Source organism: Georgenia daeguensis, from assembly GCF_039537705.1.
Lineage (GTDB): Bacteria > Actinomycetota > Actinomycetes > Actinomycetales > Actinomycetaceae > Georgenia > Georgenia daeguensis.
Genome location: NZ_BAABBA010000010.1, coordinates 151005 through 177568, shown reverse-complemented (window position 1 = coordinate 177568; position 26564 = coordinate 151005). Strand labels below are relative to the sequence as shown.

The following is a 26564-nucleotide window of genomic DNA, read 5'->3' as shown; positions in this document are numbered from 1 at the left end:
ACACTGCAGCCATGGAGACCACCGCGCCGAGCGACGACGCCCTCGAGCTGTTCTGGGCCGAGGCCCGGAAGGTCGCCGGGCTGACCCGGCTCGCCTCCGTCATCGGGGTCGGCGCCACGGAGTCGCTGACGCCGCCGGCGTGGTCCTTCGGCGACAGCGCCGAGATGGCGGACGAGCTCCTCGGCCAGGTCCTGGCCGGGACGAAGACGGCGACGTCGAGCGCCCGGTGGGAGTGGGAGGCCGACGGCGAGTCCCTGCCCGAGCCCGGTGACCTCGCGATCGTCTGCGACGGCTCCGGCGAGCCGCGGGCGCTCGTGCGCACCGTCGCCGTCGACGTCGTGCCCTTCGACCAGGTGCCCGCCGAGCACGCCGCCGCCGAGGGGGAGGGTGACGGCTCGCTCGAGTCGTGGCGGCGGGACCACGACGCCTACTTCACCGCGGCCCTCGCCCGGGTGGGCCGCGCCTTCGCGCCCGACATGCCCGTGGTGCTCGAGCGTTTCGAGCTCCTCCACCCGCGGCCGCGGCGACGCCGGTAGCCGGGTGCTCCGCCGGCGCCCGTTCGGCCGGGACCGGGGCCGTCCCGATGCTTCAATGACCGCGTGCGCGTGATCGGGTGGGTCCTCGTCCTGGTGCTGGGCGCGGCCGCGGTGCTCACGCTCAACCCCGAGTGGCTCGCCCGGGTCGATCCCGACTGGGCCGGGCTGACCACGGCCTACCCGTTCTCGCAGCTCTTCGCGCTCCGCGCGCTGCTCGCCGTGGCCTTCGCCGTCGTCGCCGCCGTCGTGCTGGTGGTCGGCGTGGTCCGGCGCAGGTGGTTCCACGGCGGGACGCGCACCCTTCTGCTCGGCGTCGTGCTCGCCGTCGTCGCCGGCGGGCACGGCTGGGTCCTGGTGGACCGGGGCCTGTCCAACCCCGCCGAGCTCCCCGCGGACCGTGGCCTGCGGCCTGCCGACCCGGGCGACGGCACCCTCACCGTCGTCGCCTACAACACCCGGGAGGGCCGCACCGGCGTGGGCGACGTCACCGCGACGGCGGAGGACACCGGTGCCGACGTCCTCGTGCTGAGCGAGACCTCGGCCGAGCTGGCCCAGGACGTCGCGTCCCGCCTCGCGGGCGAGGACGAGACGTTCCAGGTCTTCATGGCCACCGGCGGGCCGGAGGGCATCGGGGACACCGGCTCCACCGCGATGCTGGTCTCGACCACGCTCGGCGAGTACGTCCAGGTGCCCGGCCCTGCCACCGAGCGCGGGGCGGTGCGCGCCGAGCCGGCGTCCGGCGTCGGGCCGGTGCTGGTGGGCGTCCACGCGATGCCGCCCGTGCGGGAGACCCACGACCAGTGGCTGGTCGACATCGACGCCGTCATGGACCTGTGCGGGAGCCGCGGCCCTGACGGGATGATCCTGGCCGGCGACCTCAACACCACCCTCGACCACGCCCCGATGCAGGACCTCGGCCGCTGCACCGACGGCTCGGTGGAGGCCGGCGTCGGCGGCCTGGCCACCTGGCCCGCCCAGCTGCCCGCCCTCCTGGGGACGGCCATCGACCACGTGCTCGTCGACGCGGCGCGCTACGAGGTGACGGCCGGCCAGCTCGTCGACCGCGGCGAAAGCGACCACCGCGGGCTCGTGGTCCGGCTCCGGCCGGTCGGCCCCTGACCCGCCACCGGCGGCCGCCGAGGCGGCGGGAAATGTCTGGATCGCCCGCGCCGCCGGTGCGATCCTCGCGGCATGGAAGAGATCCGGATCGTCGAGGTGCCCAGGCCGCCGGCCGCCGACGCGTCGCCCTCGCCGGCCGTCCTGGCCCGGCACGAGATCTTCGCGGAGGCCATGCGCGCCGTCCTCGGCCACGACGACTTCGCCGACCCGCCGGCCACCCTCGTCGCCGACCTCGCCGAGCAGCGGCACGCGACGAAGACGCTCCTCGTCGCCGTCCGGGACGACGCCGGAGCCGCCTCGCGGCCGGAGGTCCGCCACGTCCTCGGCTACGCCCGCATCGCGCTCCCGCGCACCGACAACCGCCACCTCGCCGACGTGGAGCTCGTCGTGCGGCCGGCCGCACGGCGCCGGGGCGTCGGCACCGCGCTGTGGCGCACCGTCGAGGAGCGCATCCGCGCCGCCGGCCGGAGCGCCGTGACCACCTGGACCTCGCACCCGGCCGAGGCGCCCGACGGCGAGGAGGCCCTGGTTGCGCGCACCGGCGTCGGCCGCATCCCCGCCCGCGACGACGCCGCCCGCTTCGCCCGCTCGCACGGCTTCACCCTCGAGCAGGGCGAACGGCAGTCCACCCTGCACCTGCCCGTGGACCCCGCCGCGGTCGCCGCCTGGCGCGCGGAGGCGCAGGCGGCCGCCGGCGCCGCCTACCGCGTGGTGCAGTGGTGCGACCGCACACCCGAGCGCTGGGAGGACGCCCTCGCCGAGCTGCAGCGGCGGATGAGCGTCGACGTGCCGCTGGGTGGCCTCGACCTCCGCGAGGAGGACTGGGACGCGCAGCGCGTCCGGGACGCCGACGAGGACCTCGCGCGCAAGGGCCGCCGCTACGCGCTCAGCGCCGTCGAGCACGTGCCCGGCGGCGAGCTCGTGGCGTTCACCCAGCTGGCGATGCCCCAGGCCCGCCGGGACGTGGTCTTCCAGCACAACACCCTCGTCCACGGTGAGCACCGCGGGCGGCGGCTCGGCCTGCTCGTGAAGGCGGCGAACCTGCAGCTGCTCGCCGCGGTCCAGCCCGAGGCGCGCCGGGTCCACACCTGGAACGCCGGGGAGAACGGCCACATGCTGGCCATCAACGAGCGGATGGGGTTCGTCCGGGCGAGCGTCGAGGGGGCCTGGCAGCGCCGGTACGACGGCGGGCCGGCCGGAGCGCGGGCGGTCGCCGCGGAGCAGGGGGCCGCGGCGACCGTCTGAGCCCGGTGCCGGCGGTGGTGCCAGGGGCCCGGTGCCGCGGCCCGGGCTCAGTGCCGGTAGGCGGACAGGTGCTGGTCGACCCAGGCCAGCGCCAGCTCGGCGACGGCGTCGATCCGCGACTTCATCCCGTGCCCGGCGCCGTCCACCACCTCCAGGCGCGATCCCGGGGGGAGGAGCGGCAGGCCCTCGCGGCTGAGGTCGACCAGCTCGGTGGCCTCCTCGTCCTCGCTCCCGTGGACCAGCAGCACCGGCACGCGCACCCCGCCCAGGAGCTCGGCCTGGTCGATCAGGGAGTAGTCCGCGAGCGTCTGCCGGGAGATCACGGAGAACTCGCGCGCCGCGGCCTCGTTGTCGTCCGGGATGCGGGTGAAGCCGTGCACCTCGAGGTCATCGAGCTGGCCGGGGGAGAAGATCTCCTCCCAGGGGTAGGACATCGGCCCGGTCAGCGGTCCGGTCAGCACCATCGTGACCACGTCGGCCGGCTGGGCGCGCAGCGCGGCGAGGGTGCCGAAGGAGTGGGCGTGCACGGCCTGGACGGGGTAGCCCTGCTCCGTGAGCCAGGCCGACGCCGAGCGCAGGTCCTCGATCTCGTTCGCGACCGTGACGACGTCGTCGCCGCTCGCGCCGCAGCCGGAGAAGTCGATCTGCAGGGTCGCGTGCCCGGCCGTCCGGTAGGCGGAGGCGAGGATGTCGAACCGCAGCGAGGAGTGGCGGTCGGAGAGGAAGCCGTGCGCGAAGAGCACCGCCGTGGTCCCGGCACCGGGTTCGAAGGTTCCCGCGAGGGTGACCCCACGGGGCGTGGTGATCTCGACCTCGGCCATGCCTCTACCGTAAAGGGTTGGTATGGACTTGGTGCGGAAGCGGTTCCGAGATCTCGGGATGCGGGCACTCCGTGCCCCGGCGGACCCGCGCCCGCGGTCAGCCGTTGACGATGGCCGCCAGCGCCGTCAGGGCGTCGCGCCAGAACTTCTTGGTCTCGCCCACCGCCTCGGCGTCGGGGAGGCGGACGTGCTGGGCGGAGAGACGGACCTTGGGCCGCCCGTCCCGCCCGGGCGGCATCGCGTCGACCACGAGGCTGACGCGTGAGCCGTCGGCGGCCGTCAGGCGCAGCGACCGCGGCTCCGTGCCGCCCACCATCTCCCAGTCGACGTCCAGCCAGTCCCGGCGCAGGTCGTCGTCGGCCAGGTGCGGCCACAGCGCCTCGCGCGTGGTGTACAGGGTCTTGGTCGCGCCGGCCTCCCACGAGCCGTCGCTGCGCTGGCCGGGCGCACGCAGGCCGCGGGACTGCTCGTAGCCGACCGTGACGCTCTGCGCCCACCAGCCGTCGACGTCGTGCTCCCCGCCCAGCCACCGCGCGATGCGGGTGTGGTCCCACTCCTGCGCACCGGCGTCGTCGAGCAGCGCGTACCACTCCACGCGGGAACGTCCGGTGGCGTCACGGAGGCGCTCGTCGCCCACCTGCTCGGCGTTGCTGCGCGTGGCCATGACTGGGAGGGTACGCGCGGGCGGCGCGGACGGGCTACGGCGTGCGGCGGCGCAGCGTCGCCGCCCCCAGGAGCAGGACGCCGACGACGAAACCCACGAGCACGCTCAGCTCGAGGGTCAGGTCGGGCGAGTCCTGCGTCGAGACCGCGTTCATGGCGTCGACGGCGTAGGAGAGCGGCAGCACGTCGGAGACGTACTCCAGCGCGCGCGGCAGCTCGTCCCGCGGCACGAGGAGGCCGCACAGCAGGAACTGCGGCAGCACGATCGCGGGCATGAACTGCACGGCCTGGAACTCGGTGTTGGCGAAGGCGGAGACGAACAGGCCCAGGGCGACGGCGAGGAGGGAGTCCAGGACGGCGACGAGCACGAGCAGCCCCCATGGGCCGGCCGTCTCCAGCCCGAGCGGGCCGAGCATGAGCGCCGACGCGACCACCGCCTGGGCCACGGCGACCAGGCCGAAGGCCAGCGCGTACCCGAGCAGGAAGGACACCTTGCTCAGCGGGAGGCTGAGCAGCCGCTCGAGGGTGCCGGACCGGCGCTCGCGCAGCGTGGTGATGGAGGTGATCAGGAACATGATGATGACGGGGAAGAGCGCCAGGAGGGCCGGGCCGACGCGCTGGAAGACGGGCCCGCCGTCGTCGTAGATCCACCACAGCAGGGTGAGCAGCACCACGGGGACCACCACGACCATCGCGACGGTGCGTGGATCGTGCCGGAGCTGGGCGAGGACGCGAAGCGCGGTGGCGGTCACCGGCGAACCTCCTCGGAGCCGTGGCGGACCAGGTGCAGGAACGCGGCGTCGGCGTCGGTGGTGCCGGTGGAGCGCAGCAGCTCGCCGGGGGTGGTGTCCGCGAGCACGCGGGCGGCCCGCAGCAGCACCAGGCGGTCGCAGCGCACGGCCTCGTCCATGACGTGGGAGGAGACCAGCAGCGTGGTGCCCGAGGCCGCGATCCGCCGGAACGTGGTCCACAGCGAGTCCCGCAGCACGGGGTCCAGGCCGACGGTCGGCTCGTCCAGGACGAGCAGCTCGGGCGAGCCGAGCAGGGCCGTGGCCAGCGAGACCCGGGAGAGCTCACCGCCCGAGAGCGTCCTGACCATCTGGCGCCGGTGGTTGCCGAGGCCGACCGTCTCGAGCGCCTCGTCCACCGAGACCGGACCCTGGCCGGCGTCCACCCCGGCGTGGTGGGGCGCACCGAGGATGCGCGCGAAGTAGCGCAGGTTCTCCTCCACCGTGAGGTCCTCGTACACGCTCGGCGCCTGGGTGACGTAGCCGACCCGGCGGCGCAGGTCGGGGCTGCCGGCAGGGCGGCCGAGCACCCGCACCTCCCCGCCGGCGACCACCTGCACGCCCAGGATCGCCCGCATGAGCGTGGTCTTGCCCGCCCCCGACGGACCGAGCAGACCAGTCAGCGTGCCGGCGCGGACGGCCAGGTCGACGTCGTCGAGCGCCGTGCGGCCGCCGCGGACCACCCGGAGCCGGCGGACCTCGACGGCCACGTCCTCCATGCCTGCCTGCATGATGGACCTTCGCCGGCACCGCCAGGGGCGAAGCGCGACCGGCGCGCCGGGGCGCTGCGTCATCCGGCCACCGGGGCGATGCCCCAGCCGCGGCGCCCGCGCCGTCGCCCAGGCCCGTCCGGCGTCAGCCGGGCCCCTGCCCGGCTGCGGCGGCCACCTGGTCGAGGATCGCGCCGGCCACCTCGTCCGGCTCGGTCTCGGGCAGCCAGTGCCCGGCCGTCAGCTCCACGAACCGGTACGCGGCGCCGACGTGGTCGCCCGTGCGGCGGGCCGCCCCGCGCCGCAGGGCCGGGTCGGCCGATCCCCACAGGTACGTCGTGGGCACCGCGACGTCCCCCGGCGGGCGCAGGCGGGTCAGCGGCAGGGCCCGGTACCAGTTCAGCGCCGCGCGCAGCGCGCCGGGCTCGCGCATCCGGCCGGCGTAGTGCTCCGCCGACGCGGCCGGCAGGCCGGACCCGGTCAGCAACGTCACGAGCCGCCGCTCGAGCAGCGCCTCCGGCAGCCGCGGCAGCTGGAACAGGCCGACGTACGAGGTGCGCAGCGCCTGGCCGGGGTTCGCCATCGCCCGGGCCAGCGCGCGGGGGTGCGGGGTCGAGACCGCCGTGAGCGAGGCCACCCGCTCGGGGTGCAGGGCGGCCGCCGCCCAGGCGACGCCGCCGCCCCAGTCGTGCCCGACCACGTGCGCCTGCTCCACGCCGGCGGCGTCGAGGACGGCCAGCGCGTCGTCGACCAGCCACTCCAACCGGTACGCCCCGCGCCGGGGCGGCCGGGCCCCGGGGGAGTAGCCGCGCTGGTCGGGCGCGAGCGTGCGCAGGCCCTCGGCGTGCAGGGCCGGCACCACCGCGCCCCAGCAGGAACCGTCCTGCGGGAAGCCGTGCAGCAGCAGCATCGTCTCGCCGTCGACCGGGCCCTCGTCGCGGACGTCGAGGACGAGCCGGCCGCGCCGGACCTGTCGCACCCGCACGGTCTAGGACCGGACGCGACCGCGGGAGAAGTAGAGGAGCGGCCCGACGAAGTTGATCGCGATGATCCCGGCCCAGGCGATCTTCGACCCCCTGACCAGCTCGGGCGGGCGCCGCGCCAGGTCGGTCCAGGCGGCGATCGCGAGGGCCGCCTCGACGGCGCCCAGGGCCCCGACCGCCCGGCGCTGTGCGGGCGTCAGGTCCTTCCAGCCCTTCTTCCCGGTCATCTTCCTACCGGTCATCGCCGGTCCCTTCTCTCGTGATCTCGAGGCGTGTGCGCCCTTCTCCAAGCATCGCGCCGGCGGCGGCCGAGCACAGCCGAACGGCAACCGCGTCCAGGTCCGGTGGCCGCCCGACCGCCACACCCACCCCTCCGCCCGCCACCCACTCCCCCTGCCCACCCTTCCGCCGACCCCACCCGGCGCACCGACGTCGGCCGGCTGCTAAGCGCTGGGCGCCCCGGACGCTCTCGATGCTTAAGTGCTCCTGCGCAGACCAAGCGCGCCTGAGACCACTTCGTCTGCTGAGGAGCACTGATTCGTCGGGCGAGCGCTGGTGCGGCCCGGGCAGGCTGCCATGCGCGCGCGGAACCAGACGGGCCGCGGACGCGGAGGGCGTGGGGGAGGTCGCACCCCCGGGACGGCGAACCGACGGCCCGGGCACCTAACCTTGAGGCCGTGATCGACCTGAAGACCCCCGCCGAGATCGAGGCCATGCGCCCGGCCGGCTCCTTCGTCGCCGAGGTGCTGACCGCCCTGAAGGAGAAGGCCGCCGTCGGCGTCAACCTCCTCGAGCTCGACGCGCTCGCCCACGACATGATCCGCGAGCGTGGCGCCGAGTCCTGCTACATCGACTACCACCCCTCCTTCGGCGCCTCCCCGTTCGGCTACGTCCTGTGCACCTCGGTCAACGACGCGGTGCTGCACGGGCTGCCCCACGACTACGCGTTGCGCGACGGCGACCTTCTCTCCGTCGACTTCGCCGCGAGCGTCGACGGGTGGGTGGCCGACTCCGCGCTCAGCGTGGTGGTCGGCAGCGCGCGGCCGGAGGACCTGAAGGTCATCGAGGCCACGGAGGCCGCCCTCGACGCCGCGATCGAGACCGCCGTCGTCGGCAACAAGATCGGCGACATCTCCGCCCGCATCGGAGGCGTGGCCGCCTCCTACGGCTACCGGGTCAACACCCAGTTCGGCGGGCACGGCGTGGGCCGGACCATGCACGGCGACCCGCACGTGCCCAACGACGGCCGCCCGCACCGCGGTCTGCCGCTGCGTCCGGGCCTCGTCATCGCGATCGAGCCGTGGTTCATGTCCGGCACGGACGAGCTCTACACCGACGACGACGGCTGGACGCTGCGCAGCAAGGACGGCTCGCGCGGCGCCCACTCCGAGCACACCGTCGCCGTGACCGAGGACGGTCCCGTGGTGCTCACCGCCCGCAACGGGTGAGGCACACGTCCGCCAGCCTGCCCGGCCAGCCACCCAGGTCTCAGTGGGTGGGACCTCCGCGTCCCGGTGCCCGCCGGGCCCGTCCGATCGGTCATGATCGGCCCTGACCATCCAGAGCGGCCGAGAGTCCTGGCTCCGTGACGCCGCAGCAACCCCCTCGCCGACGCCCCGCCGTCGCCGCAGGAAGGTGCTCACGCCAGGTGCGATGGAGTGTGATCAGCCGGTGTCGACGTCTAGCCTCGTGACCGTGCCCACCGACCACCCGACGGTCTCCTTCGAGCTCTACCCGCCGCGGCGGGCGGAGCTGGTCGAGACCGTGTGGCAGCGGGTGCTCCGCATGGCCGACGCCGGACCGGACTTCTTCTCCGTGACCTACGGCGCCTCCGGTTCCTCGCGCACCGCCTCCGCCGAGCTCGTGCACCGCCTGCTCGCCGAGACCGGCGTGCCGCCGATCGCGCACCTGACCTGCGTGGGCGCCACCCGCGAGGAGCTCGCCGACCGGGTGCGCGGCCTGCTGGACGCCGGCGTGCGCGACTTCCTCGCCCTGCGCGGCGACCCGCCGGCCGGCGAGACCGAGTGGGTGCCCTGCGCCGGCGGCCTGAGCCGGGCCAGCGACCTCGTCCGCCTCATCAGGGAGGTCGAGTACGAGCGGCTGGGCGCCCCCCGCCCCGACGGCGGACGCGAGACGACGGCGGAGCCGCCCTCCGTCGTCGCCCAGGACCTGGGGATCGCACCGGCCGACGTCGTCTCGGTCGCCGTCGCCGCCTACCCCTCCGGCGCGAGCCACACCCGCGAGGCGGAGCTGGCGGCGCTGCACGAGAAGCAGGACTCCGGCGCCGACTTCGCGATCACGCAGGTGTTCTTCGACGCCGAGGCCTACGCGTCGCTGGTGGTCGACGCCCGCGAGGCCGGGATCCACATCCCGATCCTGCCCGGGGTCATCCCCATGACCGACCCGGGGCGGCTGCACCGCCTCGCCCAGCTCACCGGGGTGCCGGTGCCCGCGTCGCTCGACGCCCTGCTCGCGGTCGAGGACGACGTCGAGCGCGTGCGGCGCGGCATCGACGCGACGCTGACGCTCATCGACGGCGTGCTGTCGGCCGGGGCGCCGGGGCTGCACCTGTACACCTTCAACCAGGACCGCCCGGCCCTCGACGTCCTCGAGCACCTGCGGGCCCGCGGGCTGCGCAACCCCGCGATCGCCGGCCCGGAGGCCGCCGCACGCCCGACCGCGGCAGCCGGCGCGTCCTACGGCTCCCCCCAGCACAATGGGGACGTCGCCCCGAACTGAGGAGCCGCCATGCCCAGCCCGGTCACCGTGGACCGCACCGTGCCGTACTTCCCCGGGGCCACGGTCCTGGGGTACCCGCGGATCGGCCCTGGGCGGCAGCTGAAGAAGGCGCTCGAGGCGTTCTGGTCCGGCCGCAGCGAGGTCGACGACCTGCAGGTGAGCCTCGAGAAGCTGCGCATGGAGACCCGGCGGCACCTGGCCGACCTCGGGCTCACCTTCGACGACGGCGCCATCCCGCTGGACTTCTCCCCGTACGACCACGTGCTCGACGCCGCCGTGATGCTCGGCGCCGTGCCCGAGCGCTTCGCCCACGTGGTCGACGCCGCCGGGCGGGTCGGCCCGGACGGCTACTTCGCCCTCGCGCGGGGCGACGGCGAGCGGGCGCCGCTCGAGCTGACGAAGTGGTTCGACTCCAACTACCACTACCTCGTCCCCGAGATCGGGCCCGGCACCCCGATCCGATTCGCCGACGACAGGCTGGTGCGCGACTTCCTGCAGGCCGCCGCCGACGGCGACACCGTGCGGCCGGTGGTGGTGGGCCCGCTGACCTTCCTCCTCCTCAGCAAGCCCGCGGAGGGCTCGCCCAAGGGGTTCCACCCGCTCGACCGGCTCGACGACGTCCTCGCCGCCTACGCGGACCTGCTGCGCGCCTTCGGGGACGCCGGCGCGCCGTGGGTCCAGCTCGACGAGCCCGCCCTCGTGGTGGACACCTGGGACGTGCCGCGGGAACGCGTGCTCGCGGCGCTGAGCCGCGGGCTCGAGACGCTGGCCGGGGACCTCGCCCGGCCGGCGCGGCCCGCCCTGTTCCTCGCGGCGCCGTACGGCGACCTGGGGGATGCGCTGCCCCTGGTCGCGGACAGCCACGTCGAGGCGGTCGGGCTCGACCTGGTCCGCGGCCCGCTGCCCCGCCCCGAGGTGCTGCGCCGCCTCGCCGGCAAGGTGGTGGTGGGCGGCGTCGTGGACGGGCGCAACGTCTGGCGCACCGACCTCGAGCGGGCCCTCGACCTCCTCCAGCGGCTCAGCGACGGCATCGGCGAGGGCGCACGGGTGGGGGTCTCGACATCGTGCTCCCTCCTGCACGTCCCGCACGACGCCTCCCGCGAGCGGCGCCTGGGGCTGTCCCTGCGCCCGGCCCTGGCGTTCGCCGACCAGAAGGTGGAGGAGGTGCAGATCCTCGCCCGCGGGCTCGCGCTCGGAGCCGGCTCGGTCCGCGCCGAGCTGGCGGCCGCGGGGCAGGCGCGCGACGCCCGGACCAGGCTCCCGGGGGTGCGGCGCGACGACGTCGCCGCCCGCGTCGCCGCGCTGACCGAGCCGGACCTCGCCCGCGCGCCGTACGAGGAGCGGAGCGCCGCGCAGGCCGCGACCCTCCGCCTGCCCGCCCTGCCGACGACGACGATCGGGTCGTTCCCGCAGACGGCCGAGCTGCGCCGGGCGCGCGTGGCGCTGAAGAAGCACGACCTGGACCGCGAGGGCTACGAGCGCGTGGTGCGCGAGGAGATCGCCCGGGTGGTGCGCCTCCAGGAGGAGCTCGGCCTCGACGTGCTCGTGCACGGCGAGCCCGAGCGCAACGACATGGTGCAGTTCTTCGCCGAGCAGCTCGACGGGTTCGCGGTCACCGACCACGGGTGGGTGCAGTCCTACGGCTCGCGGTGCACGCGGCCGCCGATCCTGTGGGGCGACGTCGCGCGGCGGGCGCCGATGACGCTGCCGTGGACGGCGTACGCGGCCTCCCTCACCGACCGGCCGGTCAAGGCCGTGGTCACCGGGCCGGTGACGATGCTGGCGTGGTCGTTCGTCCGGGACGACCAGCCGCTCGCCGAGACCGCCCAGCAGGTGGCCCTTGCGCTGCGCGACGAGATCGCGGACCTGCAGGACGCCGGCATCCGGATCGTGCAGGTGGACGAGCCGGCGCTGCGCGAGCTGCTGCCGCTGCGCCGGGCCGACCGGGAGGAGTACCTCGCCTGGGCGGTGCGGGCGTTCCGGGTCGCCACCGCCGTGGCCGGGCGCGACACCCAGGTGCACACCCACCTGTGCTACTCCGAGTTCGGCGACATCCTCGACGCGATCGACGCCATGGACGCCGACGTGACCAGCATCGAGGCGGCGCGCTCGCGGATGGAGATCCTCCCGGGGCTCCGCGCCGCCGGGTTCTGCCGCGGCGTGGGGCCCGGCGTGTACGACATCCACTCCCCGCGCGTGCCCACCACCGAGGAGGTCGCCGGCCTGCTCACCGCCGCGCTGGCCGCGGTGCCCGCCGGCCAGCTGTGGGTCAACCCGGACTGCGGGCTCAAGACGCGCAGCTTCGAGGAGGCGACGGCGGCCCTGACGAACCTCGTCCAGGCTGCCAGGGCCGTGCGCGCGACCCTCTGACGTTCCGCTCCGGCCCGCCCGCCCGTCGGCGAGCCGCATCCCCCGTTGTGGCGGCTGTCGCGTCGGCACGGGATGTCGCTACTCTCCGGGGCGGCGCGGTCGACGGCGACCGCACGTTCGCCCAGCCTCCCGGGGAGATCGGAACCAGCCATGATTCGACAGCTCGTGCCCCGGCTGGGCGCGGGGTTCCTCGCGGCCCTCGTGCTCGCTCTCCTCGCGGGTGGCCTCGCGCGGGTGCTCATGCGTCTGCTCGTGGTGCTGTCCGGTGAGGAGGGCCGCTTCTCTCTCACGGGGACGCTGGGCATCCTGGCCGTGTTCGCCGCGATGACGGTGCCCGGCGCGGTGGCTGCGGCCCTCGGCGCGCGCCGGACCAGCCGCGTGCTGCTCGCGCTCGGGGCCGCGGTGCTGCTCTTCCAGAGCGTGGTGATCCCGCTGCAGGAGGACCGCACGGCGTTCGCCGCCGGAGGGCTGCTCCAGGTCCTCACGGTCGTCGTGCTCGCGGCGTTCCCCGTGGTGATCGTCGCCCAGGCGGTGGCGACCTCGCGGCTCGCGGCCGCCCTCGCACGTCGCCTCGGCCCGGCGTCGCCCGGCGTGCGGGAGCGTGTCGCCGTCGTCCGCTGACGGGCGTGCCGATGCTCGCCGCCCGGCCCAGGCGGACGCTCCCCGAGAGCGGCGGACGATCCCCGGGTGCGGGGGTCGGCTGCGGTTCGTACCGTCGAGGGAACCGACGGGTGGTGGCCGCCCGCGCCGCGCCCGACCCGCAACCGGAAGGAACGTCATGAGGACCGCCGAGATGCTGGGCTCGCACCCCGAGCAGGCCACCGTCGACACCGATCTGCTCGCCCGCGCGATCGACGCGCTCGCCGCCTGTGCCCAGGCGTGCACCACCTGCGCCGACGCCTGCCTCGCCGAGGGCATGGTCTCTGAGCTCCGCCGCTGCATCCGCACCGACCTGGACTGCGCCGACGTGTGCGCCACGACGCTGCGGCTGCTGTCCCGCCGCACGGACACCGATCTGACCATCGTCCGGGCCCAGCTCCAGGCGTGTGTCATCGCGTGCCGTACCTGCGGCGAGGAGTGCGAGACGCATGCGGACATGCACGAGCACTGCCGGGTGTGCGCCGAGGCGTGCGGCGCGTGCGAGCAGGTCTGCACCGATCTGCTCGCCGCGATGAACTGACCCGGCTCGTCGGGGACGGCCGCCACAGGTTCAGCGGACACTGCCCGACGCCCCCGGCGGCCGCCGGCTGTCCGCGATGCGGAGCGCGAGTGCCGCGGAGAGCAGCATGACGGCGCCCAGCGCCAGCCCCAGCGCCCGGTAGCCCCACACGGCGATGAGGGTGCCGCCCGCGACGGCGCCGAGCAGGTAACCCAGCTGGGTCGCGGCGGTCCGTGTCGCCATCATGGCGCCGGACCTGCCCGGCAGCTGGTCCAGACCAAGGCGGGCGGAGGCCGGAGTGCGGATCCCGGCGAGGAGCCCGAGGAGGCAGAAGGCGACGACGGCGCCGACGCGTGTCGAGGCGACCGCGAGCATGAGCGGCATCAGCAGGCCCATGGCCGTCGCCGACGCGGCCACCAGCGTCCGCGTGCGCAGCCGCCGTGCGAGGACCGCGGAGCGCGTCGACGTCAGCAGGTACGCCGCCGCGCCCGCCGCGAGCAGCCAGCCGACCGTCGCCTCGTCCGCCGCGGTCCGCTGGATGAAGTAGGCGCCCGCGAAGGTCAGCAGAGAGGTCCAGGCGGTGAACGCCGCCGTCTCGGCCACCACCCAGCGACGCGCCGACGGGTCGGTGAGCGGGGCCCACCGCCCGGCCGTCACCGACGGCTGCGCCGTCGCCATCGGGCCCGGCGGTGCGAGTCCCGACCCCGGCGGGGCGAGTCCCGGCCCCGCCGGCCCCGATTCCGGTGCCGCCTCGACCGGCACGGACCTCCGCGCCGACAGCAGGGCCACGACGGCGATCGTCGCCGGGACGGCCTGTGCAGCCCGCCACGACCATGCGGCGGTCAGCCAGGCGGCGACCGGGTTCACGACCACCCACGCCAGGGCGTTGGCGGCCGCGACGTGCCCGGCGGCCCACGCCCGCTCCGAGCCCTCGAAGCTCCCCAGCCCGCCGAAGCCGCCGGAGAGCAGGAGCGCGAACGCGATGCCGACGAGCACGTGGGCGGCGAGGAACGTCCCCACCGACCCGGCGGCCGCCACCAGGGCGCACGCCAGCACGGCGAGCAGCGCCCCGGCCTTCAGCAGGCGCGGGACCGGCCAGACGGCGGGCCGCGTGCTGAGGATGACGGAGACGGTGATGGCGACGGCGGCGGTGACCGACCGTGCCTGCCCCACGGTGGCCACCGACGCGCCGAGGTCCGCCCCGATCGCCACCACGGTCGGCGCCAGCACCACCAGAAGGGCCTGGGACGCCGTCGTGCCGAGGATCAGGGGGGCGACGGCGCCCCAGCGGGCGCGGTTCACGCCGTCATCCTTCCCCCGCCGCCGCACTGGTGACGGCGGTTTCGCAGTGCCCGGGGGCAGCGGCGCCATCCGGGTCAGCGGTGCCGGTGCAGCTCGTGCGTCGCGTGCGTGGCTGGTTCGAGCTGGAACGTGGAGTGCTCGACGCTGACCGGGAAGTGCCGGGCGACGCACGACTGCAGCAGGTCGAGCACCTGCGGGGCGTGGCCGTCCCGGAAGCAGGAGTCGTCCAGCACCACGTGCGCGGAGAGGACGGGCAGCCCGGTGGTGATCTGGGAGGCGTGCAGGTCGTGGACGTCGAGCACGTGCTCGAGGTCGAGGATGTGCTCGCGCACGGCGTGCAGGTCCAGGCCCCGGGGCGTGGCCTCGAGGAGCACGTGGGTGGTCTCGCGCAGCAGCGCGACCGTGCGCGGGACGATGAGCAGGCTGATGAACATGCCGGCGAGGGCGTCCGCGCGGGCGAACGACGTGGTGGCGATGACGACGGCGCTGACGATCACCGCGATCGAGCCGAGCGCGTCGTTGAGGACCTCGAGGAAGGCCGCCCGCATGTTGATGCTGGTGGAGCGCCCGCCGGCGAGCACGACGATGGCCACGAGGTTGCCAAGCAGGCCGAGCACGCCGAACGCGAGGAGCTCCGCACCGGGGATCTCGGGCGGTGCCGAGAGCCGCCGGACGCCCTCGATGAAGGCGTAGACCGCGACGGCGAAGAGGACGAGCGCCTGCGCGGCGGCCGCCAGGACCTCCGCGCGCCGGTAGCCCCAGGTCCGCTGCGCCGTCGCCGGGCGTGCCGCGAGTGTGGCCGCGACGAGGGCCATGGTGAGGCCACCGGCATCCACGAGCATGTGCCCCGCGTCCACGAGCAGCGCGAGGGAGCCGGTCCACCAGGAACCTACGACCTCGGCCACCAGGATCACCGCCGTGACGGCGAGGGCGATCGCCAGCCGGTTCCGGCCGGTGGAGTGCCCGTGGTCGTGGCTCATCGGGGCGTCTCGTCGTCGTCCACTGCGTCCTCGTCGTCGTCCTCCCCGTCGTCCTCGACGAGCTCGCCCTCCCACGCCTCGCGGCCCTCGTGGACGGCGAAGGCGGCGATCACGAAGCCCGCCACCGGATCGATCCAGGCGGCGCCGGTGAGCTGGAACAGGACGAGGCCCAGCAGGGTGGAGACGCTGAGAAGGACGCAGATCTTCGTCTCGGCGGCGTCGGCGAGGATGAGGTTGTCCCGCAGCGCCAGGCCCACCCGCCTCTTCGCCGCGGCGAGGAGCGGCATGACCACGACCGACGCGACGAGCAGGCCGACCGCCACGGGGGAGCGGTCCGGCGTCTCGCCCTCGACCAGGCTCCGGACGCCCTCGAACGTCACGTACGCGGCGAGGAGGAAGAACGTCGTCGCGACGAGCCGAAGGGCCCGGCGCTCGCGGCGCTCGTCGGCGGCGCCGTGGCGCAGCCGGGCGGACAGGCGCATGGCGACGAGGACGGCGGAGATCGACTCGATCGCGGAGTCGACGCCGAAGCCGACCACGGAGACCAGCCCGGCGAGCAGGCCGGCGGTGATCGCGACGGCCCCCTCGGCCAGGTTGTAGGCGACGGTGAAACGCGCCAGGTGCAGACCGCGGCGGGTGAGCTGCTCGGTCTCGGTGGGTGTGAGGGTCGCCGTCACTTGCCGGCCCCGATGCCGTAGGTGGGGCAGAGCGTCACCGCGTACCCGGTGGCCGAGAGCAGGTCCTCGGCGGCGGCCAGCAGGGCCAGCAGCTGGCGGTCCGTGGTGAGCGAGTACAGCGAGGCGCGACCCTGCGGGCGAGAGTCCACCAGGCCGCAGTCCTTGAGGCAGGCGAGGTGTGCGCTGACCGTCGACTGCGCCAGCCCGAGATGCTCCGTGAGGTCCCGCACGCGGTGCTCCCCGGCGGTGAGGTGCTGCAGGATCGTCAGCCGGGTCGGGTCCGAGAGGCTGTGGAAAAGAGCGGCCGCGGGCTCGAGGGTGTCCGGACCGGCCCCGCGTTCCGCCGTCATCCGATCGAGATCGGTCGGTAGCATCGTCATAGGACGATGATAGCCACCGGTACCGTTCCCAGATCCACACGCCACGCCCACACCCACACGCCATGCCCACACCCACGCCCACCCACACCCACGCTCGTGAGGACCGCCGTCCGAGCCGAGGACGGAGGTCCAGACAGCGGTCGTCGACTGAGATGTCGGTCTTCACGCTGAGGCCGCACCGAGGCGGCGGGCCTCAGCGCGCGCTGACCTCCGGCAGCGTGCGGCCGGCGACCACCCCCGCCACGCCCAGCAGCGCGAGGAACACCAGCGCAGCCTGGGGCCCGAGCAGCGCGAGCGCACTCGAGACCGCCCCGGCCACCAGCAGCAGCACCCCCATCGCGGTGTTGGCCACGGCCACGTACTCGGTGCGGCGGTCGCCCTGCGCCATGTCCACCACGTACGTCTTGCGCGCCACCCGCACGCCGGTGTGCGTCAGCGCCAGCAGCAGATGGACCACCGGGTACAGCAGCGTCCAGTCGCGCACCGCAGGCATCAGCAGCAGCCCGAGGAAGAGGAGGATCACCGTGGACGCCGCGCCGGCGCCCCAGATCATCAGCAGCCGGCTGGACCGGTCGGCCCACCGACCGAACAGCCGCCCGCCGATCAGGCTGGCCACGCCGGAGGCGACGACGAACGCCCCCAGCCCGCCCAGTCCGCCGCCGTGCTCGGCGGCGAGGGCGACGACGAACGGCGGGCTGAGCGCGGAGACGAGCAGCAGCGTCCGCACGAGCACGAAGCGGCGGAAGGTGCCGTCCTCCCGGAGCAGGGCGACGGAGCGGCTCGCCCAGCCGCCGCCGTCGGCCGGGGCCGGGGCAAGCTCCTCCGCGGGCTCGCGGATGCCGGCGTACACGACGAGCCCCGCCACCCACGTCAGGGCGGCGGCGGCGAGCAGCACCACGAGCGGTCCGGCGTCGTCCCCGCCGAGGAGGCGGATGCCCACCCCGACGGTGATCGCGACGACGCCGGAGAGCACGGTCGCCAGCCCGTTGATCTGGCCCCGCTGCCCCTTGGGGATCGTGCGGCCGAGGACGTCCTTGCTGGCGAGGGAGTTCAGGGCGCGCGAGAGGGAGAAGACGGCGAGGGCCACGAGGATCGCGACGCCGGCCGCCGTGCCGGTCGCCGTCGCCGCGGTCACCGCCATGGCGGCCGTGGCCAGCGCCTGCCCGGCCGACCCGGCGACCCACAGCCACTTGCGCACCCGGTGGCGCCTCACCCACGGGACCATCGCCGCCTGCGGGAGCATCGACCCGGACTCGCGGATCGGCACGAGGAGGCCGACCAGTGCGCCGGGTGCGCCGAGCGCGGCGAACAGCCACGGCAGCACGGTCTTGGCGTTGACCACCTGGTCGCCCGTGCTCTGCAGCGCCTGGGCGACGATCTGCCGCAGCCCGTTGCGCGGCACGTCCCGGGCGGTCTCCGGCGCCATCGCGTCGGTGGCGCCCTCCGGCGTGCGAACGAGCCGGTCGTACAGGCTCGCCGCGGTCACTGGGTCCTCGAAAAGCTCACCGTGTCGTTCTACGCCGCCGTCCGGGCACGCGCCAAGCGGGGCGATCCGGCAGGCCGGCCGGGGTGCGGCCTGACGGTGCGGCGGGCTGGCGGCGGCGGGAGGTCAGCTGCGCGGCGGGCCTGGCGGCGGCGGCGGGAGGTCAGCTGCGCGGCGGGCCTGGCGGCGCGGCGGGCCGGCGGGGCGGCGGGCTGGCGGCGGCGGGAGGTCAGCTGCGCGAGGGGTCCTCCACGAGCGTCGACGCCCAGTCCGGCACGTAGGAGGAGACCTCGATCGGCGGGCGCTGGTAGCCCGTCCCCGGCGGACGCTCCGGCAGCGCGACCTTGTCCTGGTGGACCTCCCGGTAGGGGAGCGACTCGAGCAGGTGGTGGATCATGTTCAGCCGCGCCTGCTTCTTGGAGTCGCTGGCCACGTGGTGCCACGGCGCCACCTGGGTGTCCGTGTGCACCATCATCTCGTCCTTCGCGCGCGAGAAGTCCTCCCACCGGGTGATCGACTCCAGGTCGGTCGGGGAGAGCTTCCACTGCCGCAGCGGGTCGGTCAGGCGCTTGCGGAACCGCTCGAGCTGGACGTCGTCGGAGACCGAGAACCAGTACTTGCGCAGGTGGATACCGTCCTCCACGAGCATCTGCTCGAAGATCGGGCACTGACGCAGGAAGCGCTTGTGCTCCTCGGGCGTGCAGTACCCCATGACCTTCTCGACGCCGGCGCGGTTGTACCAGGACCGGTCGAACAGCACCATCTCCCCGGCCGCGGGCAGGTGCTCGACGTAGCGCTGGAAGTACCACTGGCCCTTCTCGCGCTCGGTGGGCGCGGGCAGGGCCGCGATCCGCGCCACGCGCGGGGAGAGGTACTCGGTGATCCGCTTGATGGTGCCGCCCTTGCCGGCCGCGTCGCGCCCCTCGAAGACGACGACGACGCGCGCCCCGGTGGACTTCACCCAGGTCTGCAGCTTCCCCAGCTCGCCCTGGAGGCGGTAGAGCTCGGCGTTGTAGATCTTGTTCGGGATCTTCGTGGTGCGGAACCCGACCGCCTCCGACGGCGCGACGTCGGTCGAGCCGTCCGCCTCCGCCTGTGCGGCGGCACCCGTGACGACGGAGGCGCGTGCTCCGCCGTCGGCCCGCTTCTTCGCGTTCGCCATGAATGAAAGGCTAGACCGCGGACGGCGCCCGCGGGCGAGGGCGGGCCATCGGCCCTAGGCTCGTGCATCAGCACCAGTCCACATCACCGCACGGAGGTTCATCACATGGGCAAGCTCTCGTTCTTCGTCGGCGCCGGGCTCGGCTACGTCCTCGGGACACGCGCCGGTCGCGGCCAGTACGAGAAGATCAAGAAGGCGAGCTCCAAGGTGTGGGAGAACCCGCGCGTCCAGGAGAACGTCCAGAAGGTCGAGACCAAGGTGACCGACATCGCCAAGGAGCGCGGCTCCGCGGTGACCGACAAGGTGGCCTCCACCGTCAAGGACAAGCTCCACCGCTCGGGCAACGGGACCCACTCCTCCTCGGGCCCCGACTTCCCGGTCGGCAACACCGGCCGCGGCACCGACGGGCCGCTCGACCCCACGCCGCCGCAGCCCAGCATCTGACCGCGGCGCCAGCCGGGCAGCGCCTCTCGACTTCCGGCGCGCCGCGTGCCGAGCGGCTCACTTGTGGCCGGTCTGTGCGTCTTCTGCATCGCGCAAACGGCGCAGGGATGACATAGACCGGACAGGAGGTGTGCCGCGGGCAGCTCAGAGCAGGCGACGCCGGAGCTCGCGGAGCAGTTCGGTCAGGTCCGGTCCGGCGTCGGGCGGGGCCAGCGGACTGAGCGGCCCGTGCGCGCTGAGCGGCCGGTGCGATCCGCGCGCTCCGAGCATGACCGTCGGGCCGACCCCGATCGTCGGGCTGGTGGGGCGCCGTCCGGGCGTGCCGGTGGACCATGGCGTGGGCGCGTCCTCGCGCGGCGCGGCCGGGTCGTCCTGCCGCACGCGCACGCGCACCCGCACGGGCACCGTCCGGCCCTGGGGCGGCTGCGGCGACGGCGTGCGCCGGGAGCTCGTGCGGTCAGACCCGTTCGCGCCGTCGTAGTCGGCCCGACGCGCCGGGTCGCGGAGCACGGCCCAGGCGTCGTAGATGTCGGCGAGGCCTGTCTGCTGGTCACCCCCCGGGTGGCTGTCGGGATGGCGCTGGCGGACGAGCGAGCGGTAGGCGCGTGCGATCTCCTGCGGGCTCGCGTCGGGCGCGACCCCGAGGATCAGGTAGTAGTCGGGCTGCCTGGCCATGACTCCTCGAGCGGCACTCTCCTGGCCCGCGCGCGGGCCGTCGGGACTCGGTCGTGCTCGGCACGGCGTACGGTGCCGAGCGCCTGCCGACTCTCCCTCTCGGAGTAGCACCAACGCGCGGTCGGGGCAAGTGCGGGGGGACCGGTCAGGAGGGAGGCCAGGTCGGAACAGCACGCCGCCAGGTCAGAACGGCACGCCGCAGGTCAGGACGACGTTCGCGTACGGGGTGGCCTCGCCCGTGCGCACGAACAGGCTGGCCGAGGCGCTCGCAGCCTTGAGCTCCTCGTGGCTGCACCATGCGGGCTCGCCGAAGAGCTCGCGCACGAGCGTCAGGACGTCGGCGTTGCGGTCGCGGGTCTCGCTCGCCAGGAGTGCGGACTCGACGACGATCTCCGCGGCAAGGGCGCGGACGACGTCGGCGAAGCTCGGCACCCCGAAGGTCACCGCGAGGTCGACCACCGGCACGCCGGGAGGGCGCGGGAGACCGCAGTCGCCGACCACCACCCGGTCCGTGTGGCCGAGCCCGGCGAGCGCGCCGGACAGCGGCTGGTTGAGAATGCCGCCGCGCTTCACCGCCCGGACTCCCGGTCCTGCAGCTGGGTCGCGGCGCGCTCGAGCTCCTCGAGGGTCGGGAAGGAGGTCTGGGCTCCGCGGCGGGTGACCGCGACGGCGGCCACCCGGGTCGCGAGCCGGACCGCCCGCTCCAGGGTGGCGCCGGCGGCGAGCTCGACGGCCAGCGCACCCACGAAGGAGTCGCCGGCCCCGGTGGTGTCCACGGCCTCCACGCGGAGGGCGGGGACCCGGACCACCTCGGCTGCGTCGTCGGCCGGGGGAACCTCGTCGCCCACGCGGACATCGTCGGACGGGCGGTCGGCGTCGGCCCGGCGGGTCTCGGCGACCACGGCACCCGCCGCCCCCAGGGTGAGGACGACGGACCGCGGACCCAGGCGCAGCAGCGCGCGGGCGGTGGCTCCGGTGTCGTCGGCCGGTCCCGCGGCGGCCCCCGCGTCCTCGAGGAGGAACGCGGCCTCGCTCTCGTTGACCACCAGGGGGTCGGCCGCGGCGAGCACCGCGGACCCGAGCCGCGCGGCCGGGGCGGCGTTGACGACGACGCGGCCGCGGGCGCCGGTCGCGACGACGGCGACCGACTCCACCGGGATCTCGAGCTGCAGGACGACCACGGGCGCCGCTCCCCACGAGGACCGGGTCTCCTCGAGCATCGCGGGGGTGACGTGCCGGTTGGCGCCCGGGGAGACGATGATCGAGTTCTCCCCGTCCGGCGTCACCATGATGGTGGCCGTGCCGGTCGGGGCGTCGACCGTGCGCAGGTCGGTCAGGTCCACGCCGGCGGAGGAGAGCGAGTCGCGCAGCAGCGCGCCGTGGTCGTCGTCGCCGACGCAGCCGACGAAGGCGACCGCCCCGCCGACCTTGCCGGCCGCGACCGCCTGGTTCGCGCCCTTGCCGCCGGGCGTGGTGACGACGTCGGAGCCGATCACCGTCTCGCCGGGCGCCGGCCGGTGGTCGATGTCCAGGACGAGGTCGGCGTTCGCCGAGCCGACGACGACCACCTGTGGGGTCTGCATGTGGGGTGCTCCGTGAGGTCGTGCGGCCCGCCGCGACGGGTCGCGGCAGGCCGGGAGGTCGGTCAGAGGTCGTCCTTGGTCATCGCGACGACCGGCACGGACACGGTGGCCTCGACCTCCTCGCCGTTCAGGATCGACAGCGCGGCCTCGACGGCGGCGCGGCCGAGCTCCTCGGGCTGCTGGGCGATCGAGGCGTACATGGTGCCGGTCTTGATGGCGGCCTGGGCGTCCTCGGTGGCGTCGAACCCGACGACGAAGACGTCCTTGCCCGCCCGGTCGCCGAGCGCCTGGACGGCGCCGAGGGCCATCTCGTCGTTCTCGGCGAAGATGCCGACGACGTCCGGGTTGGCCTGGAGGAGGTTGGTCGCGACGTCGAGGCCCTGGGCCCGGTCGAAGTCGGCGGGCTGGGTGGCCACGACCTCGATGTCCGGGAACTCGGCGATGCCCTCGGTGAAGCCCTGCCCGCGCTCGCGGGAGGCCGAGGTGCCGGCGACGCCCTGGAGCACGATGACCTGGCCCTTCTCGCCGATGGCCTCGGCCAGCGCCTGGGCGGCGAGGCGCCCGCCCTCGACGTTGTCCGAGGCGACGAAGGTGTTGACCTCGGCGCCGTTGACCGCACGGTCGACGGCGATCACCGGGATGTCGCCCGCGATGAGCGGGGAGACGATCGGGCCGGCGGCGTCGGAGTCGACGGGGTTGATGAGCACCGCGTCGAGCTGCTGGGTCTGGAAGTTCGCCACCTGGTCGGCCTGCTGGGTGGCGTCGTCGCGGGCGTCGGTGACGGTCAGCTCGGCGCCGGCCTCGTCGGCGGCGGCCTGGGCGCCGTCGCGCAGGGAGACGAAGAACGGGTTGTTGAGGGTGGAGACGGCGAGGCCGAGGGTGTGGTCGCCGCCGGCCCCGGCGGTGCCTCCGGTGGAGCCGGCACCACCCTGGTCGGCGCTGCCGCACGCGGAGAGCAGCAGGGCGGAGGAGGCGAGCAGGGCGGCGATGCTGAGGGCGGGCTTCTTCATCGGAACCCCTTCCTTTCTCTTGCGTCGACCGGGAACGGTTCCCGGAGGGGTGGGGGGTGGTGGTGCGGGTGGTGCGGGGGACTCAGGCGCGCCGACGGCGCAGGGTGTCGCTGAGGACGGCGAGGGCGATGACGGCGCCGATGACGACCTGCTGCCAGAACGAGGAGACGTTGAGCAGGTTGAGGCCGTTGCGGATGACGGCCAGGACGAGGGCGCCGACGAACGTGCCGAAGGCGCGGCCGGACCCGCCGGCGAGGCTGGCGCCGCCGATGACGACGGCGGCGATCGCGTCGAGCTCGTAGCCGGCGGCGGCCTGCGGCTGGCCCGAGGCGAGCCGGCCGGCCAGCACCAGGCCGGCGACCGCCGCGAAGGCGCCGGAGAGCGAGTAGATGACCAGCTGCTGGTGGCGGACGTTGATGCCGGAGAGCCGGGCGGCCTCCTCGTTGCCGCCGATGGCGTACATGGCGCGCCCGGCGAAGGTGCGGTTGAGGATGAACGCCGCCAGGCCGCCGAGCACCATCATCACGAGCACCGGGACGGGCAGCCACCCGCCGATGGTGCTGCCGAGCCAGGCGACGGCGGAGGGCTGGGCGATCGGGACGCCGTCGGAGAGGACGAGGGCCAGTCCGCGGGCGATCGAGAGCATCGCCAGCGTCGCGATGAACGCGGGGAGCCGGCCGTAGGCGACCAGCGCCCCGGAGATGAACCCGGCGATGACACCGGTCAGCAGCCCGACCACGATCGCGAGCAGCGGGTTCAGCCCGGTCGTGGTGGCGGTGTAGGCCGTCACGATCGACGCCAGCGCGGCGACCGACCCGACCGAGAGGTCGATGCCGGCGGAGACGATGACGAAGGTCTGCCCGAAGGCGAGGATCGCGACGACGGCGGCCTGCACCCCGACGTTGAGCAGGTTCTGCGTGCTGAAGAACACCGGGCTGAGGACGGCCATGACGACGCTGAGCAGCACCAGCGCGACCAGGGCGCCGTTCTGCCCGAGCAGCACCTGGGCGCGGGAGCCGAGCGACTCGCGCTGCTCGGTCCGGGCGGTTGCGGTCTCAGTGGGCACGGGAGGACTCCACTTCCTTGACGGCCAGGGCCATGACGGCGTCCTGGGTTGCTTCTTCGCGGGTGAGCTCGCCGACCAGGCGTCCCTGGGCCATGACGAGGATGCGGTCGCACATGCCCAGGACCTCGGGCAGCTCCGAGGACACGAGCAGGACCCCGCGTCCGGAGGCGGTGAGCTGGTTGATGAGCTGGTAGATCTCGACCTTCGCGCCGACGTCGACGCCGCGGGTCGGCTCGTCCAGGAGGAGCACCGCGGGGTCGGCGGCGAGCCACTTGCCCATGACGACCTTCTGCTGGTTGCCGCCCGAGAGGTTCTTCACGGTGGCCCGGGTCGACGGGGTGCGGATGCGCAGGTTCTTCACGCTGGTGCGGGCCTGCTCGCGGAGCCGGGCGCGATCGACGAGGCCGCCCCGGGTCGCGGCGCGGAGGATCGCCAGGCCGAGGTTCTCCTCGACGCTCGCGCCCAGGACGAGACCCTGGGCCTTGCGGTCCTCGGGGACGAGCCCCAGGCCGGCGCCGATGGCGGCGTGGACGTCGTGCCGGGGCACCGCCTTGCCGCGCACGCTCACCGTGCCGGAGTCGTAGCGGTCGGCGCCGAAGATCGCGCGCAGCACCTCCGTGCGGCCCGCGCCGACCAGCCCGGCGAGCCCGACCACCTCGCCGGCGCGCACGGAGAGGGAGACGTCCTCGAAGTGCCCGGTGCTCGTGAGCCCCTCGACGCGAAGCAGCTCGTCGCCGAGCGGGGTCTGCTCGCGCGGGTACTGCGCCTCGATGGAGCGGCCCACCATCAGGCGGACGAGCTCCCCGGTGTCCGTGGTGGCCGGGACGGTGCCGACCGACTGGCCGTCGCGGAGCACGGTGACGCGGTCGCCGATGCGCTGGATCTCCTCGAGGTGGTGGGAGATGAAGACCATGCCCACGCCGTTCTGGCGCAGCTCGGCCATGAGCTCGAGCAGCCGGTCCACCTCGGCGTCGGTCAGCGCGGCGGTGGGCTCGTCCAGGATGAGGACCCGGGCGTCGAGGCTGAGGGCCTTGGCGATCTCCACGAGCTGCTGGCGGGCGACGCCGAGCGTCGAGACCGGGCGGCGGAGGTCGACGTCGAGGCCGACCCGCTGCAGCGCGGCCCGTGCCTTGGCGTGCATCTTCCGGCGGTCGACGATCCCGAACCGGCGCGGGGGCCGGCCGAGCAGGACGTTCTCCGCCACGCTCAGCTGCGGGACGATGTTGAACTCCTGGTGGATCGTCGCGATGCCGAGCTGCTCGGCGTGCGCGGTCGAGGAGATGTGGACCTTCTCGCCGTCGACGAAGAGCGTGCCGCCGTCGGGCTGGTACACCCCCGCGAGGCACTTGATCAGGGTGGACTTGCCGGCGCCGTTCTCGCCGAGCAGCACGTGGACCTCCCCGGCGTGGAGGTCGAAGGAGACCCCGCCGAGGGCGACCACGCCCGGGAACTTCTTGACGAGGTTCTCCACGCGGAGAAGCTCGCGCCCCGCGGGCGGGGTGGCGGTGTTCGTCGGTCGGGTGTTCATGCGCTCCTCCTCGGGAGGGTGGACTCGCGTAGGACCAGGCAGCACTCGAGCGCGTCGGTGCCCGGGGTTCCGCCGTCGGTCTCGGGTGAACCGGCGATGCGGGCCAGCAGCAGCCGCATGGCGCGCTGGCCGAGCTGGGCCGTCGGCTGGGCGATCGCCGTGACGGTCGGGCTCAGCAGGGTGAACCACGGCATGTCGTCGAACACGGCGAGCGCGAGGTCGTCCGGGATGCGCACCGGGATGGTGGCGCGCTGCTCGGCCAGGAGCTGCAGGACGCCGAGCGCCATGGACCCGTTGGTGACGAACACCGCGTCGGGCAGCGACGGCATGGCGAGCAGGTCCGCCATGGCCTCGTGGCCCGAGGCCGGCCGGAAGTCGCCGTGCTGCACGCGCTCGGGCCGCAGCTCCAGGCTGTGGCGGGCGAGGGCTGCCCGGAAGTGCTCGAGCCGCAGCCGGGCGGTGCCGGCGTGCTCGGGGCCGGTGATGATCGCCGGGTCGGTGCGGCCGGTGGCCACCAGGTGGTCGACGAGGGCCGCGATGGCCGCGGAGGAGTCCGCGAGGACGGTGGGGGCGTCGACGTCGGCCGCGGGGCGGTCGACCAGGACCAGGTGCCGGTTGAGGTCGGCGGCCTCGCGCAGCAGCGGGGAGGTCTCCACGGTGGGGACGACGATGAGCCCGTCGACCTGCCGCTCGAGGAGGATCCGGATGTAGTGGTCCTGCTGGGCGGGGTCCTCGTCCGCGTTGCCGACGATGACGGAGTAGCCGGCGGCGCGCGCGGTGTCCTCCACCGCCCGTGCCAGCTCGGTGAAGTAGGGGTTCATCAGGTCCGAGACCACCAGGCCGACGGTGCGGGTCCCGGTGCTGCGGAGGGAGCGGGCGACGGCGTTGGGCCGGAAGTTCAGGGCCTGGACGGCGGCCAGCACGCGCTCGCGCATCTCGGGCGACGTGGCGGGGTGGTCGGTCAGCACGCGCGAGACGGAGGCGGTGGAGACGCCCGCGGCACGCGCAACGTCCTTGATCGTCGGCACTGACTTCCTCCCCGGCGGCTCTGCGCGGTCTGTGTAATCGTTCCCATGGGATCGATTACACGAGTATGGACCCCGTCACATCCGTCGTCAAGGGCGGCCAGGTGGTATCGCGT

26 protein-coding genes, 1 pseudogene and 1 riboswitch are annotated in these 26564 nt (G+C 74.5%); of the genes and pseudogenes, 9 read left to right on the top strand and 18 right to left on the bottom strand.

Annotation, left to right across the window (positions count from 1 at the left end; translation table 11 throughout):
• Nucleotides 1-11: 11 nt before the first annotated feature.
• From ABD774_RS11985 to ABD774_RS11975, 3 genes are all read left to right on the top strand, one after another.
• On the top strand, nt 12-536 hold the full coding sequence (locus ABD774_RS11985) for an ASCH domain-containing protein (RefSeq protein ID WP_345041399.1): 525 nt from the start codon (nt 12-14) through the stop codon (nt 534-536).
• Between the two features lie 63 nt (nt 537-599).
• A complete protein-coding gene (locus ABD774_RS11980; protein WP_345041397.1) occupies nt 600-1655 on the top strand; it encodes an endonuclease/exonuclease/phosphatase family protein in 1056 nt (351 codons plus the stop codon).
• A gap of 72 nt (nt 1656-1727) precedes the next feature.
• Nucleotides 1728-2900, top strand: coding sequence for a GNAT family N-acetyltransferase (locus ABD774_RS11975; RefSeq protein WP_345041395.1), 1173 nt, complete (start codon nt 1728-1730; stop codon nt 2898-2900).
• A 47-nt stretch (nt 2901-2947) separates the two neighbouring features.
• On the opposite strand, the gene ABD774_RS11970 is transcribed toward ABD774_RS11975, so the two are convergent.
• From ABD774_RS11970 to ABD774_RS11945, 6 genes are all read right to left on the bottom strand, one after another.
• Nucleotides 2948-3721: an alpha/beta hydrolase family protein gene (locus ABD774_RS11970; protein ID WP_345041393.1), complete on the bottom strand. Its 774-nt coding sequence runs from the start codon at nt 3719-3721 to the stop codon at nt 2948-2950.
• A 97-nt stretch (nt 3722-3818) separates the two neighbouring features.
• On the bottom strand, nt 3819-4385 hold the full coding sequence (locus ABD774_RS11965) for a hypothetical protein (protein WP_345041390.1): 567 nt from the start codon (nt 4383-4385) through the stop codon (nt 3819-3821).
• Between the two features lie 34 nt (nt 4386-4419).
• Nucleotides 4420-5136 carry an ABC transporter permease gene (locus tag ABD774_RS11960; RefSeq protein ID WP_345041388.1) on the bottom strand — a complete coding sequence of 239 codons (717 nt, stop codon included), beginning with the start codon at nt 5134-5136 and terminating at the stop codon, nt 4420-4422.
• Entirely contained in the window at nt 5133-5903 is a 771-nt protein-coding gene (locus ABD774_RS11955; RefSeq protein WP_345041386.1) for an ABC transporter ATP-binding protein, read from the bottom strand. Before ABD774_RS11955 ends, ABD774_RS11960 begins: the two co-directional genes overlap by 4 nt.
• 124 nt (nt 5904-6027) lie before the next feature.
• Nucleotides 6028-6861 carry an alpha/beta fold hydrolase gene (locus ABD774_RS11950; protein WP_345041384.1) on the bottom strand — a complete coding sequence of 278 codons (834 nt, stop codon included), beginning with the start codon at nt 6859-6861 and terminating at the stop codon, nt 6028-6030.
• Between the two features lie 9 nt (nt 6862-6870).
• On the bottom strand, nt 6871-7107 hold the full coding sequence (locus tag ABD774_RS11945) for a PLDc N-terminal domain-containing protein (protein ID WP_345041381.1): 237 nt from the start codon (nt 7105-7107) through the stop codon (nt 6871-6873).
• A 435-nt stretch (nt 7108-7542) separates the two neighbouring features.
• On the opposite strand from ABD774_RS11945, the gene map reads away from it, so the two are divergent.
• The 5 genes from map to ABD774_RS11920 all read left to right on the top strand — a co-directional run bounded on the left by map (nt 7543) and on the right by ABD774_RS11920 (nt 13154).
• Nucleotides 7543-8313: a type I methionyl aminopeptidase gene (gene map, locus ABD774_RS11940; RefSeq protein WP_345041379.1), complete on the top strand. Its 771-nt coding sequence runs from the start codon at nt 7543-7545 to the stop codon at nt 8311-8313.
• Between the two features lie 104 nt (nt 8314-8417).
• Nucleotides 8418-8525: riboswitch (SAM riboswitch) on the top strand.
• 35 nt (nt 8526-8560) lie between these two features.
• Nucleotides 8561-9604: a methylenetetrahydrofolate reductase gene (locus ABD774_RS11935; protein WP_345041377.1), complete on the top strand. Its 1044-nt coding sequence runs from the start codon at nt 8561-8563 to the stop codon at nt 9602-9604.
• 9 nt (nt 9605-9613) lie between these two features.
• Entirely contained in the window at nt 9614-11974 is a 2361-nt protein-coding gene (metE, locus tag ABD774_RS11930) for a 5-methyltetrahydropteroyltriglutamate--homocysteine S-methyltransferase (RefSeq protein WP_345041374.1), read from the top strand.
• Between the two features lie 150 nt (nt 11975-12124).
• Nucleotides 12125-12595, top strand: coding sequence for a hypothetical protein (locus ABD774_RS11925; protein ID WP_345041372.1), 471 nt, complete (start codon nt 12125-12127; stop codon nt 12593-12595).
• A 157-nt stretch (nt 12596-12752) separates the two neighbouring features.
• Nucleotides 12753-13154, top strand: coding sequence for a four-helix bundle copper-binding protein (locus ABD774_RS11920; RefSeq protein WP_345041370.1), 402 nt, complete (start codon nt 12753-12755; stop codon nt 13152-13154).
• A gap of 30 nt (nt 13155-13184) precedes the next feature.
• Here ABD774_RS11920 and ABD774_RS11915 read toward each other — a convergent pair whose 3' ends face one another.
• The 6 genes from ABD774_RS11915 to ppk2 all read right to left on the bottom strand — a co-directional run bounded on the left by ABD774_RS11915 (nt 13185) and on the right by ppk2 (nt 19117).
• Nucleotides 13185-14435: an MFS transporter gene (locus ABD774_RS11915; protein WP_345041368.1), complete on the bottom strand. Its 1251-nt coding sequence runs from the start codon at nt 14433-14435 to the stop codon at nt 13185-13187.
• Between the two features lie 74 nt (nt 14436-14509).
• A complete protein-coding gene (locus tag ABD774_RS11910) occupies nt 14510-15415 on the bottom strand; it encodes a cation diffusion facilitator family transporter (protein ID WP_345041367.1) in 906 nt (301 codons plus the stop codon).
• Complete coding sequence (locus ABD774_RS11905) at nt 15412-16092, bottom strand: cation diffusion facilitator family transporter (RefSeq protein ID WP_345041365.1); 681 nt, start codon at nt 16090-16092, stop codon at nt 15412-15414. The genes ABD774_RS11910 and ABD774_RS11905 overlap by 4 nt, the downstream gene beginning before the upstream one ends.
• Nucleotides 16089-16466, bottom strand: a complete 378-nt coding sequence (locus tag ABD774_RS11900; RefSeq protein ID WP_425554537.1) for an ArsR/SmtB family transcription factor — start codon at nt 16464-16466, stop codon at nt 16089-16091. The genes ABD774_RS11905 and ABD774_RS11900 overlap by 4 nt, the downstream gene beginning before the upstream one ends.
• Nucleotides 16467-16665: 199 nt before the next feature.
• The gene (locus ABD774_RS11895; RefSeq protein ID WP_345041362.1) at nt 16666-17958 is read right to left on the bottom strand and encodes an MFS transporter; all 1293 of its coding nucleotides are present in this window, start codon (nt 17956-17958) and stop codon (nt 16666-16668) included.
• Nucleotides 17959-18184: 226 nt separating this feature from the next.
• A complete protein-coding gene (gene ppk2 / locus ABD774_RS11890) occupies nt 18185-19117 on the bottom strand; it encodes a polyphosphate kinase 2 (protein WP_345041360.1) in 933 nt (310 codons plus the stop codon).
• A 105-nt stretch (nt 19118-19222) separates the two neighbouring features.
• On the opposite strand from ppk2, the gene ABD774_RS11885 reads away from it, so the two are divergent.
• Nucleotides 19223-19561: a YtxH domain-containing protein gene (locus tag ABD774_RS11885; protein WP_345041359.1), complete on the top strand. Its 339-nt coding sequence runs from the start codon at nt 19223-19225 to the stop codon at nt 19559-19561.
• Nucleotides 19562-19705: 144 nt separating this feature from the next.
• Here the strand turns inward: ABD774_RS11885 and ABD774_RS11880 are convergent, their stop codons facing one another.
• From ABD774_RS11880 to ABD774_RS11850, 6 genes and pseudogenes are all read right to left on the bottom strand, one after another.
• The gene (locus ABD774_RS11880; RefSeq protein WP_345041357.1) at nt 19706-20236 is read right to left on the bottom strand and encodes a J domain-containing protein; all 531 of its coding nucleotides are present in this window, start codon (nt 20234-20236) and stop codon (nt 19706-19708) included.
• 183 nt (nt 20237-20419) lie between these two features.
• Nucleotides 20420-20809: a D-ribose pyranase gene (gene rbsD, locus ABD774_RS11875; RefSeq protein WP_345041354.1), complete on the bottom strand. Its 390-nt coding sequence runs from the start codon at nt 20807-20809 to the stop codon at nt 20420-20422.
• Entirely contained in the window at nt 20806-21819 is a 1014-nt protein-coding gene (locus tag ABD774_RS11870) for a ribokinase (protein WP_345041352.1), read from the bottom strand. The genes rbsD and ABD774_RS11870 overlap by 4 nt, the downstream gene beginning before the upstream one ends.
• A 62-nt stretch (nt 21820-21881) precedes the next feature.
• Nucleotides 21882-23895, bottom strand: a pseudogene (locus ABD774_RS21850) (ABC transporter permease/substrate-binding protein).
• Nucleotides 23885-25423: a sugar ABC transporter ATP-binding protein gene (locus tag ABD774_RS11855; RefSeq protein WP_345041345.1), complete on the bottom strand. Its 1539-nt coding sequence runs from the start codon at nt 25421-25423 to the stop codon at nt 23885-23887. The pseudogene ABD774_RS21850 and the gene ABD774_RS11855 overlap by 11 nt, the downstream one beginning before the upstream one ends.
• On the bottom strand, nt 25420-26451 hold the full coding sequence (locus ABD774_RS11850) for a LacI family DNA-binding transcriptional regulator (protein WP_345041342.1): 1032 nt from the start codon (nt 26449-26451) through the stop codon (nt 25420-25422). Before ABD774_RS11850 ends, ABD774_RS11855 begins: the two co-directional genes overlap by 4 nt.
• Nucleotides 26452-26564: the final 113 nt, after the last annotated feature.

Excerpts from the sequence above, each read along its gene's own strand:
- ABD774_RS11985 (WP_345041399.1), top strand. The coding sequence starts at position 12 with ATGGAGACCACCGCGCCGAGCGACGACGCCCTCGAGCTGTTCTGGGCC.
- ABD774_RS11975 (WP_345041395.1), top strand. The coding sequence starts at position 1,728 with ATGGAAGAGATCCGGATCGTCGAGGTGCCCAGGCCGCCGGCCGCCGAC.
- ABD774_RS11970 (WP_345041393.1), bottom strand. The coding sequence starts at position 3,721 with ATGGCCGAGGTCGAGATCACCACGCCCCGTGGGGTCACCCTCGCGGGA.
- ABD774_RS11965 (WP_345041390.1), bottom strand. The coding sequence starts at position 4,385 with ATGGCCACGCGCAGCAACGCCGAGCAGGTGGGCGACGAGCGCCTCCGT.
- ABD774_RS11955 (WP_345041386.1), bottom strand. The coding sequence starts at position 5,903 with ATGCAGGCAGGCATGGAGGACGTGGCCGTCGAGGTCCGCCGGCTCCGG.
- ABD774_RS11945 (WP_345041381.1), bottom strand. The coding sequence starts at position 7,107 with ATGACCGGTAGGAAGATGACCGGGAAGAAGGGCTGGAAGGACCTGACG.
- metE (WP_345041374.1), top strand. The coding sequence starts at position 9,614 with ATGCCCAGCCCGGTCACCGTGGACCGCACCGTGCCGTACTTCCCCGGG.
- ABD774_RS11925 (WP_345041372.1), top strand. The coding sequence starts at position 12,125 with ATGATTCGACAGCTCGTGCCCCGGCTGGGCGCGGGGTTCCTCGCGGCC.
- ABD774_RS11920 (WP_345041370.1), top strand. The coding sequence starts at position 12,753 with ATGAGGACCGCCGAGATGCTGGGCTCGCACCCCGAGCAGGCCACCGTC.
- ABD774_RS11910 (WP_345041367.1), bottom strand. The coding sequence starts at position 15,415 with ATGAGCCACGACCACGGGCACTCCACCGGCCGGAACCGGCTGGCGATC.
- ABD774_RS11900 (WP_425554537.1), bottom strand. The coding sequence starts at position 16,466 with ATGCTACCGACCGATCTCGATCGGATGACGGCGGAACGCGGGGCCGGT.
- ppk2 (WP_345041360.1), bottom strand. The coding sequence starts at position 19,117 with ATGGCGAACGCGAAGAAGCGGGCCGACGGCGGAGCACGCGCCTCCGTC.
- ABD774_RS11885 (WP_345041359.1), top strand. The coding sequence starts at position 19,223 with ATGGGCAAGCTCTCGTTCTTCGTCGGCGCCGGGCTCGGCTACGTCCTC.
- ABD774_RS11880 (WP_345041357.1), bottom strand. The coding sequence starts at position 20,236 with ATGGCCAGGCAGCCCGACTACTACCTGATCCTCGGGGTCGCGCCCGAC.
- ABD774_RS11870 (WP_345041352.1), bottom strand. The coding sequence starts at position 21,819 with ATGCAGACCCCACAGGTGGTCGTCGTCGGCTCGGCGAACGCCGACCTC.
- ABD774_RS11855 (WP_345041345.1), bottom strand. The coding sequence starts at position 25,423 with ATGAACACCCGACCGACGAACACCGCCACCCCGCCCGCGGGGCGCGAG.